Source organism: Pararhodospirillum photometricum DSM 122, from assembly GCF_000284415.1.
Classification (GTDB): domain Bacteria; phylum Pseudomonadota; class Alphaproteobacteria; order Rhodospirillales; family Rhodospirillaceae; genus Pararhodospirillum; species Pararhodospirillum photometricum.
This window is the reverse complement of record NC_017059.1, coordinates 2,500,741-2,517,824: the sequence shown is the minus strand read 5'-3', so window position 1 is coordinate 2,517,824 and position 17,084 is coordinate 2,500,741. Positions and strand designations below refer to the sequence as shown.

The window sequence follows — 17,084 nt, the reverse complement described above, 5'->3', positions numbered from 1 at the left end:
GGGTCTGGGGAGGCTGTTTAGACCGGAGACATGTCTGACACCTGTTCGGAGACATGTCTGACAGATTGAACGATGGGATCGCTGTCGCGGAGATCGGCATACGCGACAGCGATCCCGGCGAAATAGACATCCCACACACCTTCTGTTTGTGTCGGGCGGAAGGCAACGTTGTATCCAGCAAACGCCTGGGATATTTTCAATATATTCCCCTTAAAACAAATACATCCATCCTTTTTTACCCGACGGACGACATCGCTTTCATAGTACTCAGGCAGAGGAATAGCTTCAGGAAAGGATTTCAGGCTTGCTCTGTATCGCGAGCTTGGGGTTGAAAGCCCCAGAGCTTCATGAGGGCGCTCATCATTATAGACGTGAAGCCACCCATCGAATGCCTTCTGGCACTCCTGTATACTATCAAAACGACGGGATTGTAAAAGTTCTATTTTGAGAGTGCGGTGGAAACGTTCATCTTTCCCCTGCGTCTGGGGGTGGAGTGGACGCCCGTGGATCAATCGCACACCCAGGAGCATCAACCAGACTTCCAGGCTGGTATAGGTCTCCAATGGATTTCCGCAGCACCCCCAGGGCGACCCGTTGTCTGCTAAAATTCGTGCTGGCAGACCATAGCGCTGGAATATGCTAACAAGTTGATCCTGAACAGTTTCTTTCTTCTCATTCTCGCAGGCTCGAAGGCCCAAAGCATACCGGCTATGATCGTCGAGAACCGTTAGCGGATGGCATCGGCCCGCTGCCATAGGGAAATGCCCCTTGAAATCCATCTGCCAAAGATCGTTTGGATTCTCATATTGAAAGCGGATGAATTTCTGATGCTTCCTAGCTTCGACTGGATTAATCCGGCCATTCCGACGAAGAATTTCATTGATCGTTGAAGGAGATGGAACGTCCGTTAGCCCCATATCTGTTAGGCGTCGTGCAATCTTACGACCACCCCACGCCGGATGTCTATCGCGCACCTCAAGAACTTTTTCCTCTATAAGAGGATCTGTGCGCCGTGGACTTGTCGATGGCCGGCGGGACCGGTCCTCTAAACCGGCCTCACCGCTCTCTTCATACCTCTTGAGCAATCGGTGTCCTGTGTCTCGGCTAATTCCAAACCGGCGACACAACTCCTGAATGCTTATTCCCCCCTGACGAGCAAGGCGGACAAACTCTTTGCGCTGGTCCAGCACGGCTTGACACTTCCACAGCATCGCAATGCTCCCGCATCGGTTTGCCGAAAGTGTCAGACATGTCTCCGTACACCTGTCAGATATGTGTCCGGTCTATACAGGAGGCCGCACCTCCCCAGCCTTTCCTGACCGCATTACAAACCCTTTGCCGTCAGCCCGTTCGGCCCTTGTCCTGGAAAAAGTAAGGCTGGGGAGGCGCGGCCTCCCCAGATCCCTCGGTCACTTCGGCCCGTTGCGGTGGGCCGTTCCCTGCATCCCTCGCAGCCTTAACAGAGCAACGTGTCCAGGTTAACGCGGATCGAAATTGGGGCTGAGGATACGGGCGAGGGCGTCGGAATCTTATCCTGCGAGCTTCCTGGTTGACTTGATTGAGAGTTTGCCTTTGCCGAAGCGGACGGCGTCGATGGTGACGATGCCTCCATCGACGTTCACCCGATCGAGGATGTCCGGGATCACCGCGCACTCGTTGTCCTTCGCGTTCACCGCCTTCTGCGCCAGAACGAGACGTTCGCTCGTTGCTCAGGCGGATACCAGATGCAGGGCTCTGCGGCTAGCGGCCCGATCGTGGGTCCGCCGCGACGTCTGGCCATTGATAGCGATCAGCTTGGGAGCATCCGGCCGCAGCGACAGCGCCCAATCGGTAAAACATGCCTGAAAATGATCCAAAAGGCCGCGCAAACGCGACGGCCGGAATGCCTCTTCCATTTCATTCGACATCGGAAGTCTCGTCTCTTTGCATCCGAGATCCACCGAATCATACTCCGACGAACACGGGAAGCCCGACCGTCAATCGTTAAACCTGAAATCGTTGCCTTGACTATCATGTCAATCGGACTGCGCCAATGGGCTCATGGATGCTAATTAATGAGATTTATTATAGCCTATACTAGAAGCCCGATGCGACGCATCCGTGACAGTTTCCAGAGGTGTCCAGATTGCATGCTCCCGATATCATTGATGGATAAAGCCAATGGATGTAAAAAGAGGTTTGAGAACACTCCGTAGGGGGGCGTCTGCCGTCCGGAGCCACGCTAGCCTGGAGCGCCTGTATTTCTGCGGAAATCCGCCCGGTACACCTAGCTAGGCGGCAAGAAAAATATGTGTAATCTTACTTGCAGACATTCCGCCGAAACGGCACACTTGCCAACCAAAGGATGTTGTGGCTATTGATCATTCGCCTATTGACAGGGACGGACAAGGAACAGTGTTAACGCCAATTTTGATGTGACAGCAAATATTTCGGGTGGGCCGTGCGGGGATGTTGTCTGAGCAGGAACAGAAGAATGCCAATGACGGCATCAGCAAGCTTCGCCAGGCAATCAGTGGCTGCGAGCCGATATTGATCCTGCCGAAGGATGATGCAGCGAACAACGTAATCTCGCCAGCACTCGCGTCTTGCGGGAAGGTCGATATCATGATCGGCTTCTTCTCGAGCCAGGCGCTGTCCGAAATTGCCCCAGGCTTGGCCGCCTTTCTCCACAACAGCACCGACCCGATGAGGTTGGTGGTCAGCCCATATCTGACCAATGAGGACAGAGAAGCGTTGTCTGCCGGGACAATGTATGCCGACGCGCTAGTCGAGGGAATGTGGACCAAGAGGCTCCCCACGGCGGATGACTTGGCGCGGCACACCTTGTCTTGCCTTGGCTGGCTGACGTCGCAAGGGCGCCTGAGAATCCAGGTCGCCCTGATGCGGAACGCTTTGTTCCATCCGAAGGTCTGGCTGTTCCGCGATGCTGATGACGTCGCCGCCCTCCATGGCTCAGCGAACATGACTGGTGCCGGATTGGGCAAAAACAGGGAACAGCTCAGTCTAGCCCGCACCTGGATGGGAGAGGACGCCGCGAGAACCTGCCAAAAGCTCTCAGACGAATTTGAAAGCCTGTGGGGCGGTGGCGACGACGATTGCCTTGTGGTCGATATGCCGCAGGCGATCCAGGAAAAGCTGGTTCAGGAATACAGATCGGACCGCATGCCCGATGAAGAAGACTTCCAACGCCTGTGGCGGAAGGCTCAGGCGCTGTCGAAAACGACGGTCGTTGGCACGATAGATGTGTCAGCCTCATCCGAGCTGGAATTCTCGATTCCCGCTTGGCTCGATTACCGTTCGGGAGACTATGCCCATCAAGGGGAGGCGGTCGACAACTGGCGCAATGCCGGTTGGCATGGCGTCCTGGAGATGTGCACAGGCTCGGGCAAGACGCTGACGGCAATGGTTGGCGCCTATCACCTGTACCAGGAAGTCGGCTCCCTCCTGATCGTCATTGCGGCCCCCTATCGGGTCCTTGTTCAGCAATGGGCGAACGAAGTCGCGCTCTTCGGCATTCAGCCGGTCGACCTCACCGCAGAAAGCGGCCCCAAGAGACGCGAGCGCGCTATCGGCAGCGCTAGGCGGCGGCTGAGGCTGAAGATCAGCCCGACCGAGGCGATCCTGGTCACCAACGCCACCCTCTGCACCCAGGAGTTCATTGAACAGGTGGCCAAGCACAACGGCCCCAAGCTGCTCATCGCCGACGAGTGCCATAATCTCGGCGCCGAAGGCTTCATGAACGATCCGCCGGAGATTTTCGACTACCGCCTCGGCTTGTCCGCCACGCCCGTGCGTCAGTATGACGCCGAGGGCACCCAGCGGCTCTTCGACTACTTCGGTGAGCCCTGCTTCAGCTTCCTCCTCGAGCACGCCATCGGGCGTTGCCTTACCCCTTATGACTACTTCGCTCACTTCGTCCACCTCACCGAGGAGGAGATGGAGGAGTGGAGGCTGATAACCGAAAAAATATCGAAGCTGGCTTGGAAAATTGATGCCGGAATCAAAGACGAGCAGCTCGAAGGGCTGTTGCTGAAGCGCAGGCGGGTTCTTGAGGCTGCCCAGGAGAAGGTCAGGCTGCTGGCGGCCTTGCTGGACACCGAGGATGAGGCGGCCCTCAGATACACGCTGATTTATGCTACCGATAAGGACCCGCGTCAGCTTGACGCCGTGAATGCCATCCTCAACGAGCAGCATCTCCTGTTTCACCAATTGACCTCGGAAGAGACCGTCAGTCGCGATCTGACGAAACAAATCGTGTCTGGGTTCCAATCTGGAAGACTGCAGATCCTGACGGCGAAGCGGGTATTGGACGAAGGCGTCAATATTCCGGAGATCATGCAGGCTTTCATTCTGGCCAGCACGACCGTGCGGCGCCAATGGGTGCAGCGCCGCGGCCGGTTACTTCGAACCTGCAAGGCCATCGGGAAGACCCACGCAGTCATTCATGACTTCGTCGCTCTCCCGCCCATGGCCCGTGAGGCAGGCGAACTAGATCGCGACGCCAAGAGAATTGTGAACGCCGAACTTGACAGGGTGTGGGAATTCGCGCGCCTGAGCAGGAACGGAGCAACTCCCGAGGGGCCATTCACCAAGGTCGAAGAGCTTCGAGTGATGTTGAAGGGGGGATGAGATGGCATACAAGGACGAAAAGGTTGTCGGTATCATCATGGAAAATGTCCGCCACCTAGAGGAGCGCTGCCCCGGCTATCGCGAAGAAATTGGCAATGTTGTCGCCGAAATAATTCAGGCGGAGCGGCAGCATCAGTTCGCGAGAACCAACATTTCCCAGAAGTTCAGCGACCTGATCGGCAGGGTCGGCACCTTACTGCAGCTGGCTGAACAGAGCGGAGACGCCTAACCATGAAGCTCATCCGCGCGAAGTTTGACGGCTTTCGCCTGCTGAACGGCGTTGAACTGGTGTTCTCGACCGACCGAGAACGGAACATCACCGTGATCCGCGCCGCCAATGAGAGCGGCAAGACCACCATGCTGCATGCCCTCCAATGGTGTCTGTTTGGCGACGACGCCCTTCCCTCAAGCTACAACCTGTTTTCGATGGATCTGTCGTTGGGGGAGACTTCAAAGACCTGCGTCGAGATCGACTACGAAATCGAGGGGAAAAGAGGGATGCAGCGCTACAAGATAATACGTAGCCTGATCGAAAACGTCGGCACTCAGATGCACGGAAAGTCCGACGCGCAGCTTTACGAGATAACTCTGAATGGCACCAAGGAAATACCTAACGTCGAAGCCTATTTGGCCGCTCATATGCCGAGCGAGCTGCGCGAGGTCTTCTTTACGGACGGGGACAGGGCACTCAGCTTCATTGAGGGCAAGAAGACCGAACAGCAGAAGCGGGTGAAAAAAGCCATCGAGCAATTGATGGGCCTGCCGATGCTCGAGAAGGCCGTCAGCCACATCAAGGCGTCGGAAAGCGATTTGCGCAGCAAAGCCGACGAGGCGTCGGGGAACCAGGAGCTTCATGCCATCCGCGTCGAACTGGAGAAGCTCGACACCGAGATTCCGGCGATCAGCCAGCAGCTCGAGACGCTAAAGGACCAAATCACTCATCTAAACGAGCTCCATGCCAAGGCGAACAGCGATCTTGAGGAGGCCCTGAAGCGGGGCAATCGAGAGGAGATTGCCCGCGAGCTCGCCCGCGTCAGGAAGCACAAGGCCGCTGCGGAGGGACGGATCAAGACCGCGGAATCGTCTCAGGCAGGCCTATTGAGCAACAAGACCTTCGCCCGCGAGTTGCTGCGCGACAAGATGAAGGCTGCCGGTCAGATCCTTGATGTTTTGCGACAGAAAGGGCAGATTCCGAACAAGACTATCCCTATCCTCGAAGATAGACTGCGTCATAGCGATTGTATCTGCGGAGAGAGTCTGGATAAGAATACGCAGGACGGCATGCGCCGCCGAAAATACATCGAGAAATTGATCGAAGATAGCAAAGATGCCGACGCCTTGCGCTCTAAGGTATCCGATTTATACTTTGAAGGGCGGGATCTTTTCCAAGAAAATCCCGCTCAATGGCTGAAGGCCTACGCCGAAGCCTTTAAGACAAGGAACCTGGAGCAGAGAGTCTACGGCGATCTGTGCAGCGAGGAGGCTAACTTGGAGGTCCGCCTTGCGAAGGTCCAGGACGACGACGTTCAGCGCGCCCGCGAGATGCGAGACACCTATCAGAAGCAACTCCAGGAATGTATTTCAGAGGTATCCAAGTATGATGTGTCCCTGAAAGGCAAAATAGCACGCAAGGTTGAAAAGAGCAAGTTATTCGACGTTCTTTCCAAAAAGGAAAAAAAAGGCAGGAAGTACGCTCTCGAACTTCAGGTGGCTCGTGACATCAAGTCAGTGTTTGAGGGAACACTTGATCTTATGAAGACCCGTGAAGTTCAATCAGTATCTTCCCTTATGAACGAATATTTCTTGCAGATGATTGGTGCAGACCCGGAAAACGCTCTTATCCAGAAAGCGGCTATAGATTCAGATTTTCGCATTGTTGTTCACGGCCGCAATAACAGGGTCATGGACCCTTCCCTGGACCTGAATGGCGCCTCTCGTCGTGCACTGACCATCGCCTTCGTGCTCGCGCTTACCGAGGTGAGCGGCGTCGAAGCCCCGAACGTCATCGATACCCCCCTCGGAATGATGAGCGGCTTCGTCAAGACAGCTGTAGTTAAAGTTGCGTCAGAGGCCAGTGATCAACTTATACTTTTCCTCACGCACGATGAGATTAAGGGGTGCGAAGACATCCTTGATGAGAAGGCAGGTCGGGTGATGACCGTGACCAACCCGGTTCACTACCCGAAGATCCTGAAAAATGATCCAGGGACAAGCGAGGCCAAAGCCCTTCTGTGTCAATGCGACCACAGAAACTTCTGCAAACTTTGTGAACGCCGCGAGAGTGCTCGCCAGCCTGTTGTTGCGGAGGTCGGTAATGTCTAACCCGTTTGCTACCCACGACATCATGATTCCCGAGGAGTACCGGGAACATTTTGATAGATACGTGCAGAAGAAAGATGGAAAAGCCGCCCAGCCTATTCATCAGCCCTTCGCACGCAACATAGACATGTGGTTCTTCGCCCTCTGCCTTGCCGTAAAGAAGAAGCTTAAGCCTGTCGACCACACGGGTAAAAAGTACAAGGCGGCCGAGGGTGTGGTGCTCAGCTCTGACTCCTGGCATCCCACGGCCATTGTTTTATTAGCCCTTGCAGAAACCAAAGACATTAAAGTCGTCGAAGACCCAGGGAAAATGCTCGGTATCGCCTCGCGATACGCCTTGGCTGGGATGCCTGAGTTGTTGACGCTTTTGGGTGACCTCCAGGGGGAAACGCCCCTAGATACTCTTTGCGAGGAGATCGAAGGACTTCTAGCCAACGCAGATATGGCCGCGGTCCATGACAACGATTTTCGCTCGTAGGATTTTTGCGGTTTCATGGCTTTCGATCAACTATTGATCTGTCAGCCATATCAGTGAATGCAGCCTCGCCAACACAACCGTGTCCAAAACGGTCCCATCAATCAGGGGGCGGCCTTTCCGGAAAGCAGGCAAGGATGATAGCATCGCTGCTGTTGAAGTCCAGTGTTGAGCGACATGATGGGTACTAGGTGGATAGAGGGGCTCTTTGCATAAATTGATGTACCTTGACAACAATTCTACGACACGGCCCCTTCAGGTGGTCACGGACGCAGTCCTGCGGACGATGAAGGCAACATCGTGGAACCCTTCTAGTGCCCATTCATTGGGGGTCGAGGCACGGACGCTGCTAGAAGCAGCCCGGGACGGTGTGTGCGCCTTGCTTCCCGGCATTTTTCCTGAGGGTGTGATCTTCACATCGGGCGGCACCGAGGGAAACAACCTTGTCATCGGTCATCATGCTGAGGACGCCGGACAGTGGACCCTGATCACCACCAAGGTCGAGCACCCGTCCATCCTTCGGCCCGCTGAAGCACTTGCTCGCCGGGGAGCCCGGATCATCTTGCTTGACGTGTCGGCGTCAGGAACCGTGAACCCGGCAGACGCCGCCCGGGCGGCCAGGGAAACTATCGGCCCAGTTAAGGTCAGCATTCAGTGGGCTAACAGCGAAACCGGCGTGGTTCAGCCCGTTGCGAACGTAGGAAGAGCCGTTAAGGCCATACGTCCAGACGCCCTGGTTCATTCGGACATTGCTCAGGCAGTCGGCCGCGTACCAGTGGATCTGGTAGCCGCAGGGGTGGACGTGGCCACCTTCTCCGGCCACAAGCTGCACGGGCCTCAAGGGTCCGGCGTCCTGGTGCTGACCGACCCCGATGACCGGCGGGTCAGCCCCCTGATCCTTGGTGGCGGCCAGGAACAGGGAATGCGCTCAGGCACCCAGAATGTCGCAGCCGCGGTCGGGCTTGGGCGGGCGGCCGAGGTCCGGGCGGCGCACCTAGAGGTCATGATTGCCAAGATGGCCGCAATCCGCGACTGCTTTGAACGGGCGATATTGAAGCTCGTCCCAGAGGCGGTCGTGAACGGAAGCCGGGCCAGCCGGGTCCCCAACACTTCCAACATCCGCTTCCCGGGCATCGAGGGCATGGCACTTCTAGCCAAGCTGGACGAAAAGGGCGTGGCCGCCTCCCTGGGGTCGGCCTGCTCAAGCGGCAAGCCGTCGCCGTCCCATGTTTTAACCGCCATGCAGTTGTCTGAAGACGAGGCTTACGCCAGCCTCCGCTTCTCTTTTTCGATTTTCAACACACAGAAAGAGGTTCGTTTGGCTGCGCAAATCGTGGCCGACTGCCTTAGAGATTTGCAATGAGCAACGCTGCCGTGAAACAGGCCAAGTTTGAGTTTGGGCGTCATGAGACTTTTGCTGTCCGCCACGGCTGGCTTGGAAAAGGTATGGCCCGTATTGAATCCTCTGAGGGATTCAAGGCCGACCTTGCGACGGCTGATGCACTTGGCATCGGCAGCCGCATGGTCAAGTCCCTGCAGTTCTGGCTGGATGCCAGCGGCTTGGCCCAGTTCGAGAGGGATCTCGAAAACGGCCCGCGTTCGCGTCGGCTCGTCCTGTCGCCCCTAGGGTGGACCGTGATGAAACGCGATCCCTATCTGGAGTTCCCGGCCACTTGGTGGTTCATCCATCTTAGCTTGGCCAGCCGGGAAGGAAGCGTTTGGAGCTGGTTCTTCAACGATTTTCGTGAACGCACCTTTGAGCGCTCCGCATGCGTCGAAGCCTTCATCCGGCACCTCAAGGAGCATTCGTCAAATCAGACCACACCGGACGTGGCCAAACGTGACGTCAGCTGCCTGCTTCTCGCCTACGCCGCTGCCTCGGCGAATGACCGCATGGATCCCGAAGACGCGACCATTTGTCCGCTTCGCGACCTCGCCATGGTGCTGCGCCATTCCGACACAGGCCGCTATGAGAAGACCCGCCCTCTCGACCAAGTGCCGCTCGAGGCCGTCCTCGCTTGCGTATCCAGCCTTGCCATGGAGGTATCCACAGACTCGGTCCCTCTTGGGGAGGTGGTGCGGCGGCGGCGCGGTCCTGCCCGCGTCTTCGGGCTTGGCAGCGACATGATCGACGACATTGCCGCCACGGCGGAGCAGGTCTACGGCCACATTGGCGTTAAGGTGACTCTGCTTGGCGCCGAACGCCACCTCAGCGTTCCCGCCCTGCGCCCGGATGAGTGGCTTGAACGGCACTTCCAGCGGATCGGAGACCAAGCATGATCCGCCAGCCCTTCTTCCGCTCGGTCAACCTTCGCGACGACCTGTCCGTGCCTGAACGGTTGAGCCACTATCAGCCCACCCGGAAATCATCTCCGCTCATCCGAGCGGTGTTTGAGCCGGGTGCCACAATGGCTATTGCCACCTATGGCAGCGGTAAGTCCATAGCCGCAGGTGTGGGCGGCTTGCTGGTTGCCAACAGCGCCGCCGCCAAGGCAGCGCTCCGGCCGGTGCTTGAGCGCCTTGCCACAGTAACACCCGACCTGCACCAGATGGCCAGGGACCGGCTCAAGAGCGACGCTACGGGACGGATTGTCACGCTCAGCGGCTTTGTCCGCAACGTTCCTGACGCTTTGGCCAAGTTGCTCAACCTCCATGGCTGTTCCGACATCGAAGAGGTCCTCAAGGCCATTGAGAAGTTGAACGGGACGGACCGGGTGGCGATCATCTGGGACGAGTTCGGCCGACATCTCGAGGGCCTCATCAACGAAGGGCGCGCCCGCGACCTCGACGTCATCCAGCGGCTCGCTGAGTGGGCCGCCCGACCCAAGAAGCCCTCGATAAGCCTGACCCTGCTGTTGCACCAGAGCCTGCTGGCTTATGCGGGAGCGCTGAACCAAACCTCGCGCAACGAGTGGCGGAAAATCGAGGGCCGCTTCGAGCAGATCCGCTTTGTCGAGGACAGCCGCGAGCTCTACGAGATGATCGCCGCGATCATCCGTGACCGGCGACCTCGGAATATCGTTCTGCCTGCGGGCGAATGGGTGCGCGATATCGCCACCGGAGCTGTGGCCGCCCGCTGGTTTGACGGCTGCGAGGAAACCGAGCGCGTCGAAAGCCTGATCGCCTCGGCGTACCCTCTGTCTTCTGCGGCCTTGCAGGTTCTCCCCCGGCTTGTCGCACGGGTGGGGCAAAACGAGCGCAGCCTCTTTGCGTTCATCGAAACCCTGGATCTGTCCTCGGTCGTCGGCGTCGATGAGGTCTACACCGCCTTCTCGGATGCAATGCGGTCAGACGTTGGCATCGGCGGCTCGCACCGACGGTGGGTCGAAGCAGAAAGTGCCCGAAGCCGTGCCGTTGGAACGGTCGAACGGGAGGCCCTGGCCGCCGCCTGCATTCTGCAGTTGGGGGCGGATGGCGAGCGCCGCCATTTGCCCCGGTCGACGCTGGAAATGGCGATCCGCAGCCGTGGCCTCTCCGCTAAGGCTGCTTCAGAGGCTCTCGACGACCTAACCGGTCGCAAGTTGCTACTGCACCGGAGGCTAAACGACGATGTCTCCATCTGGCATGGAGCCGACTTCGATCTGGCTACCCGCATACGGGACGAGCGGGCCCGCCTGATTGATGGCTTTGAACTCGCCCAGTTCCTCGACAATCAACATCCGGCTCCGTTCATCCGTCCGACGCGCCACAACCTAGCTCGTGGGACAGCCCGCTACCTGAGCGGTCAATATTCCACCGCTGCCGCGCTGAAAACGCCAGAAACCCTCATCGGACTGGAGCCGCCCGCAACAGAATGGGGCCGGGTTGTCTACGTGCTGGCCGACACGGCCGAAGATATCGCCACGGCCCGGGCGGCCATTGGGAACGCGCTAGCCGGGCTAAAGCGGGTGCTGTTCGTGCTGCCTGCAGAACCGCTGCCGGTGTTCGAGGCGGCGCTGGAAGTGGATGCCCTGAGCGGGCTCAAGCGTGACCATGACCTTCTCAGCCAAGACCCCTTGGTCGGCGAGGAGCTGGACGAACTGCTGGCTGTTGCCCGTCGCCAGCTAGCTGTCGTGCTGCACCGTCTGACGACGGACCGGCCGACTGCAGCGACGTGGTTCTATCAAGGTGAAGCCTTGAAGGTCACGCCGGAGCGCCCGGCGGGCGTCATCGCGTCGGAATTGATGGACGGATGGTACGAGCGGACACCAACCATCGTTAATGACCAGATCATGCGCCGCTCGCTTTCCAGGCAGATGCAGACGGCCAGTATCCGCCTGCTGACGCGCCTGATGGAGCACTCCCAGAAACCGCATTCTGGCTATCAGGAAGACGACTCCTCGGCGGAAGCTTCGGTTTTCAGAACTGTCCTGGAGCGCACGGGTCTTCATCGCACCGAAGGCGATCGGGGCCGATTTGCCCAGCCTAACGAAATCAAAGACCCCGGGATGCAATACGTCTGGGCCGTCATCAAGGAGTTCTTCCACAAGCCAGCCACCCGGCCCATTGCAGATCTCGTCACCGAGCTTTCTCAGCCTCCAATTGGGATGCCTATGGGGGCTGTCCCTCTGATTGTTATGGCCGGGTTTCGTGCTTTCGCCCGCATGGCCAGTCTGCGCCGAGACGGGATCTACATGCCGGATTTGCTGGGCTTCGAGAGCACCCGCATTTTCCTGGAGCCCGAGCGCTATTGCGTGGAAGTCCACGCAGCCGATGACGACACCAAAAACTACCTGGCTGAGTTCGCCTATATCTTTAACAACCGCCGCCCCACGGATAGCGACGAGCACGTCCAATTCGCCGTCGATGCCTTGAACACCTGGAAATCGGCTCTGGCGGACGGTGCGCGGCGATCCAAGCGCCTGACCGACGACGCCCGCCGGTTCCTGAAGCTGATTTTCGACGACATTGATCCGCCCAAGCTTGTCCTGGTCGACTTGCCTGCAGCTTTTGGTCATGGCCAGAGCGGGCTGCGAACCAGAAACCTCAGCAAAACGATCAAGACACTTGAGAATGTCCGGAACGCCATCGACCGGCTGGTGGAAGGTTATTTGCGCGACGCTGTTGAGGTTGTGGGTTCAATCCTGGCCGTTGAGACGGGTGAAAAGCCCCCCGACCAAGTGATGGCTGGCATTCAAGCCTGGGTGCGGTGCTTCGACCCCTCTCTGCAGAAGCGGGAGGACGTCAAGCTGACCGACCGGACCGTTCTGCGCTTGGTCGGCGAGACATTGAACGGCCGCTCCTCACCGGAAACGCTGGCACGATCCCTCAGCTCCGTCCTTCTCCAGCGCGGTATCGAGCAGTGGCAGGACGGCACCGCCGATAACATGCGCATGCTGTTGCGTGAATGCCGTCAGCGGATCGAGGACGCGGCCCTGACGGTGGATAATCCGCCCCAGGAAATGGCCCCCATCATTGAAGCGCGTATCAGGAATCTGCAGGATCAGCTTGAGCGCATCAGGGCCGGAACAGCCAAGCAAGCCGTTGCAGCAGGAGGAAATCGATGACTGTCTGCAAATTGGACGACGCGCTCCAAGACCTGAGCGCACGCCATATCGTGCCCTTATCCGGGGGCAAGGACAGCACCGCGTTGGCGATTTACCTCTCCCAGAACTATGGCCATCTACCCCTGGAGTACGTGTTCTCGGACACCGGGGCGGAGCTGCCAGAGACCTATCAATATTTCGAACGCTTGGAGCATGTGCTGGGTACCAAGGTGACCCGCATCACCGCCTTGGAGATGCTCGACGTCCGCGAGATCGAGGGCAAGGATACCCGCACTCCCTTCGACGTCATCCTCTACCAGCACTTCTCCGGCTTCCTCCCGAGTCCGCGGTCGCGCTGGTGCACCCGCATGATGAAGATCCATCCCTTCGAGCGGTACGTCGGGGCGGACAAGGCATACTCGTACATTGCCATTCGTTCCGATGAAAWTCGCTCCGGCTACATGAATAGCGGCAAGCCTGTACTCCTCTCTGAGAAGCCTAACATCCTTCCAGTCTATCCATTCAAGGACGAGGGCATGAAGCTCATCGATATCCAACGGATATTGGAGGATAGTGGTCTTGGGTTGCCGGGATATTACGAGTGGCGCTCAAGGTCTGGGTGCTATTTCTGCTTCTACCAGCAAATCGCTGAATGGCAGGGACTCAAGGAGCGCCATCCCGACTTGTTCGAGAAGGCCAAAATCTACGAGACCGGCAAGAACGGCCGGAAATACACCTGGGTGGACGGCCGGTCGTTGTCTGATTTGGAAAAGATGCCACGACGAGTGCTGAAGGCGAAGTCTGACGAAGAAGGATGCGCGATATGCCACCTGTAAGTTCGGCAGCAAAACGCAATCATTTAGTGTGTTTTCTCCAAACCTATGGACCTAGCGCCGCGTCTCACTCGATCTGGGACGAGCATGTGGTCAAGGCCGCCGTCGAAAATCACGTCAAACCGCTGGAAGTCGAGAGCGACCTAGTGGGGCGGCTGGTCGACAATTTCCAGTCACCCCATGCCCTGAACGTCATCCTGACCGGCACAGCTGGTGACGGTAAGACCTGGCACTGCCGCCAAATATTCCAGAAACTCGGGGGCAGCCTCGCCGAGTGGGACCGCAGTGGCCCGCTCATCGAAACTACCGTCGGCGGTCGTAAGTTCATCATCGTCAAGGACCTCAGCGAGTTCTACGAGCACCCGCGTCAAAAGGAGATTTTGGACGGCCTGCTGAACGCCACCATGGGCCGGTCGCCCGACACTCTTTACTTGGTCGCCGCCAACGACGGTCAGCTCCTGCGATTCTGGCGCGGCTATGGTGCTGCCAATCCCGAAGCCAAGGACATCGAGCGGCGCACCAGCGTGTTGCTCAAGGAAGACCGGGACCGGGACGAGGAGCTTTCGTTGTGGCTCCTCAATCTGAGCCGCCAGCCTCACGATGCGCTGTTCAACCAGGTGGTCAAGGCGGTCATCGAACATCCCGACTGGGCCCAATGCGAAGGCTGTATTCTGCAGGAGAAGGGCAACTGCGCCATCCTGCGGAACCGGGCCTTGTTGGAGACCGGCGGGGATAATGGCATGCGGGCTAGGTTGCGAGAGCTGATCACCATCGCCTCGCACAACGACATGCACCTGCCGATGCGGCATGTCATCTTGCTCACCGTCAACGTCATCCTCGGCGTCTCCGGCAAAAAAGCGAGGATGATGAACTGCGATACCGCGCATGCCCTTCACGCCAATGATGAAGGCGCGTTGGCCAATCCTTTTGACAATGCCCTTGGTCTGAACCTTCCCGCAGGCGAGAACCGCCAGTATCGGGCGTTCACGGTGTTCGAAAATATCGGGCTGGGCCGCGAGACCAATAATGCCATCGACGGCGTTCTGGTGGAGGCGCAGCCGGAAGATGAGTACGACCGGCTGGTCAAGGCCGATCCGCTTTACGGCGACGGCCAGTTCTCTCATCTACGCTACCGTTATCAGCGCGGCACCCTTGAAGACTTCTCCTTGTTCCGGACTGCCGTCGAGGCCCAGCGCCGCCGCCTGTTCTTCTCGATGAAGCGGAACGGCAGCGACAGCGAGATGGACCCATGGAAGCTCACTGTCTTCACCTTCGGTGGCGATTACCTGGATTTCATCAAAGCGTTGAGCACCGGTGGGAATTACCAAAAGACCCGCAACCGATTGGTCAACGGCCTAAACCGCAGCTACACGGGCACCATGTGCGATGACGGCCAGCAGGTCTGGTTCGCCGCCCCTGCGGCGAACACCCAAAGCCGTGTGGGCCGGGTGCTAGACATCAATCTCGATGTAGGCCCTTCGAAGAAGCACCTTATGTACTTTGACTTCGATGCCAAAGGCCCGCATGGGCGGCCGCGGATGGTGGTGCATCAAAACCCTGGCGATGTTGAAATTGAAGAGAATTGCCTGTCGCCGCTGCTCTTCGAGTACCTGATGCGGGTACAGAACGGCAGCTTGCCGGGAAGCTTTTCTAGGCAATGCTTCGAGGAACTTCGGCATTTCCGGCTGCGTGTCATTGCCGCGTTGACGCGCGAAGGCATCATCGATCCGGACGCTGACCACTTGCAGCTCATTCGGCTTGGGAATGACGGGGTGCTTCGAGCTGAAGCCATCGAAGTCATCGGGGGGAACTGAACATGCACAAGACCCTAGTCGATGCGTTAGACATCCCTGACGAAGTCGATGCAAAGGTCGACATCTGGCTTGAACAGCAGATTTGGGGACACCGCTTCTACAATGACCAGACGCCGTGGCTCCTGTTGCTAGAAGCGCTTGGGGTTATGTCGTCGCGTCACCGTGACAAGAACTGGGACCGAATTTTCCCAGGTCCTAGCGACAAACATGAGACCATGTCGTACAGCATGCTTTCGCGTCGGCTGCTGCGGCAGATCCTGTTTTGTGACCGGCACATCGACGAGATCGCAGATCGGCAAGCGGCATCAGACGCTGCCATGTGGAACACCTGGTTTGAGCGCTTGGGTCCCGATAAGGACCGTTTCGTTCATCTCCGCGACCGTTTCACCAAGTTCGGCTCTTTCCGCAATGCCGTGGCCCTGCTGCGGAGCTGCGAAATCGAGCCGGAACGACACCGGCGGCCAACCTCCCGTCATCTCGCGCCGCGCGGCCAAGCCATGCTGTCTGCCGATTATGGCGAAGGCTCGTCGGGCGAAAGCATCAACAAGGATCGGCGCTTCTTTAGCCGCGGCGGCGAACTCCTCTACCTCATGCTGAACCGTAGCGGCCTGACCGATGAACTCGAGGGGCTCGTCGATGCCCGCCTGCTCTCAAGCGGCAGCCGCTGGAACAAGTTGGCTCAAGTGCTAGAGCCGGTGAACGATGCTGCGAAGGGCGTGACGTTCGAAAACATCGGTTATCTGCCGCCGCCTAGTCATCCATGCTACCGGACGTTGGCCGAAGATTGGGTCCATCTGCTCTCGCTGAAAGCGTTGCCAGACGACAACCTGCCTGAGCCCCTGATGCGGTTATCCGGCTTGGCCGTCGTGCGCTTCATCATCGACCGTGCAGCGGAGACCCTCGGTATCGACCGGCCGGCCATCCCCGTGGACATGGTGAACAGCGAAACCGTCGGTGTTCAGAAGCTATCGAAGGATGCTTTCGCTCGGCATCGCGACATGACCCGCAAGGCTATCGAGAAAGTGGTCGACGACTTGGTCGCCTCCGACGATTGGCAGGGTGCCGCTCGCGAGCAGAACCCGACCGCGGCCGCCATCAAGCTGTCTAGGCACCGGTTCGGCTTCCCATCGGACAGGGATTCCGGCGGTTTGATATTCCAAACCCTGCCGCAGGCGATCAAGAAAGAGGCCCTGGACAATCACGAAATGCACCTGGGCCGGGTGATTGGCTTCTACGCAGAGCAGATCGGCCTGGCGGTGTCCAGAAAGGGCTCCGGCCGGTGGTATGCCACCAGCGACGGCCTGCTTGAGGCCCTGGTGTTGGCGAATGTCACCACCCCGATGGAATTCGAGACCTTCCTTGAAACGCTCTTCGGGCGTTACGGGATGATCATCGGTTCCGAGGTGGGGCAGCGGGCCTACAAGAGCGTCAACTATGAGCACCTCAAGGCTAACCAAAAATGCCTGGAGGAGCGCCTGCGGGTGCTGGGTCTGCTGAAGCGGCTGTCCGACGACTGCGCTTTCGTGGTCAACCCGTTCTGGATTTGAGG

At 58.2% G+C, this 17,084-nt stretch carries 11 protein-coding genes and 1 pseudogene; 10 read left to right on the top strand and 2 right to left on the bottom strand.

Annotated features, from left to right (window positions below; all coding sequences use genetic code 11):
* Positions 1–17 precede the first annotated feature (17 nt).
* Positions 18–1,211, bottom strand: coding sequence for an IS481 family transposase (locus tag RSPPHO_RS19005; protein ID WP_081581738.1), 1,194 nt, complete (start codon positions 1,209–1,211; stop codon positions 18–20).
* 372 nt (positions 1,212–1,583) lie between these two features.
* Positions 1,584–1,853, bottom strand: a pseudogene (locus RSPPHO_RS19000) (ISAs1 family transposase); the annotation flags it as partial.
* A 595-nt stretch (positions 1,854–2,448) separates the two neighbouring features.
* Here RSPPHO_RS19000 and RSPPHO_RS11265 point away from each other — a divergent pair.
* The 10 genes from RSPPHO_RS11265 (at position 2,449) to RSPPHO_RS11220 (ending at position 17,082) form a co-directional block, all read left to right on the top strand.
* Positions 2,449–4,629 (top strand): DEAD/DEAH box helicase family protein, encoded by a 2,181-nt coding sequence (locus RSPPHO_RS11265; protein ID WP_041795178.1) that lies wholly within the window; start codon positions 2,449–2,451, stop codon positions 4,627–4,629.
* A gap of 1 nt (position 4,630) precedes the next feature.
* Complete coding sequence (locus tag RSPPHO_RS11260; protein ID WP_014415364.1) at positions 4,631–4,858, top strand: hypothetical protein; 228 nt, start codon at positions 4,631–4,633, stop codon at positions 4,856–4,858.
* 2 nt (positions 4,859–4,860) lie between these two features.
* A complete protein-coding gene (locus RSPPHO_RS11255) occupies positions 4,861–6,951 on the top strand; it encodes an AAA family ATPase (protein ID WP_014415363.1) in 2,091 nt (696 codons plus the stop codon).
* Complete coding sequence (locus RSPPHO_RS11250; protein ID WP_041795176.1) at positions 6,944–7,426, top strand: hypothetical protein; 483 nt, start codon at positions 6,944–6,946, stop codon at positions 7,424–7,426. The genes RSPPHO_RS11255 and RSPPHO_RS11250 overlap by 8 nt, the downstream gene beginning before the upstream one ends.
* A gap of 217 nt (positions 7,427–7,643) precedes the next feature.
* Positions 7,644–8,786 carry a cysteine desulfurase family protein gene (locus RSPPHO_RS11245; protein ID WP_041797246.1) on the top strand — a complete coding sequence of 381 codons (1,143 nt, stop codon included), beginning with the start codon at positions 7,644–7,646 and terminating at the stop codon, positions 8,784–8,786.
* On the top strand, positions 8,783–9,703 hold the full coding sequence (locus RSPPHO_RS11240; RefSeq protein ID WP_014415361.1) for a DUF4007 family protein: 921 nt from the start codon (positions 8,783–8,785) through the stop codon (positions 9,701–9,703). Before RSPPHO_RS11245 ends, RSPPHO_RS11240 begins: the two co-directional genes overlap by 4 nt.
* Positions 9,700–12,909 carry a hypothetical protein gene (locus RSPPHO_RS11235; protein ID WP_014415360.1) on the top strand — a complete coding sequence of 1,070 codons (3,210 nt, stop codon included), beginning with the start codon at positions 9,700–9,702 and terminating at the stop codon, positions 12,907–12,909. Before RSPPHO_RS11240 ends, RSPPHO_RS11235 begins: the two co-directional genes overlap by 4 nt.
* The gene (locus tag RSPPHO_RS11230; RefSeq protein ID WP_014415359.1) at positions 12,906–13,724 is read left to right on the top strand and encodes a phosphoadenosine phosphosulfate reductase domain-containing protein; all 819 of its coding nucleotides are present in this window, start codon (positions 12,906–12,908) and stop codon (positions 13,722–13,724) included. Before RSPPHO_RS11235 ends, RSPPHO_RS11230 begins: the two co-directional genes overlap by 4 nt.
* A gap of 86 nt (positions 13,725–13,810) precedes the next feature.
* Positions 13,811–15,535, top strand: coding sequence for a hypothetical protein (locus RSPPHO_RS11225; RefSeq protein ID WP_041795174.1), 1,725 nt, complete (start codon positions 13,811–13,813; stop codon positions 15,533–15,535).
* Positions 15,536–15,537: 2 nt separating this feature from the next.
* Positions 15,538–17,082, top strand: a complete 1,545-nt coding sequence (locus RSPPHO_RS11220) for a methylation-associated defense system protein MAD7 family protein (RefSeq protein ID WP_014415357.1) — start codon at positions 15,538–15,540, stop codon at positions 17,080–17,082.
* Positions 17,083–17,084: the final 2 nt, after the last annotated feature.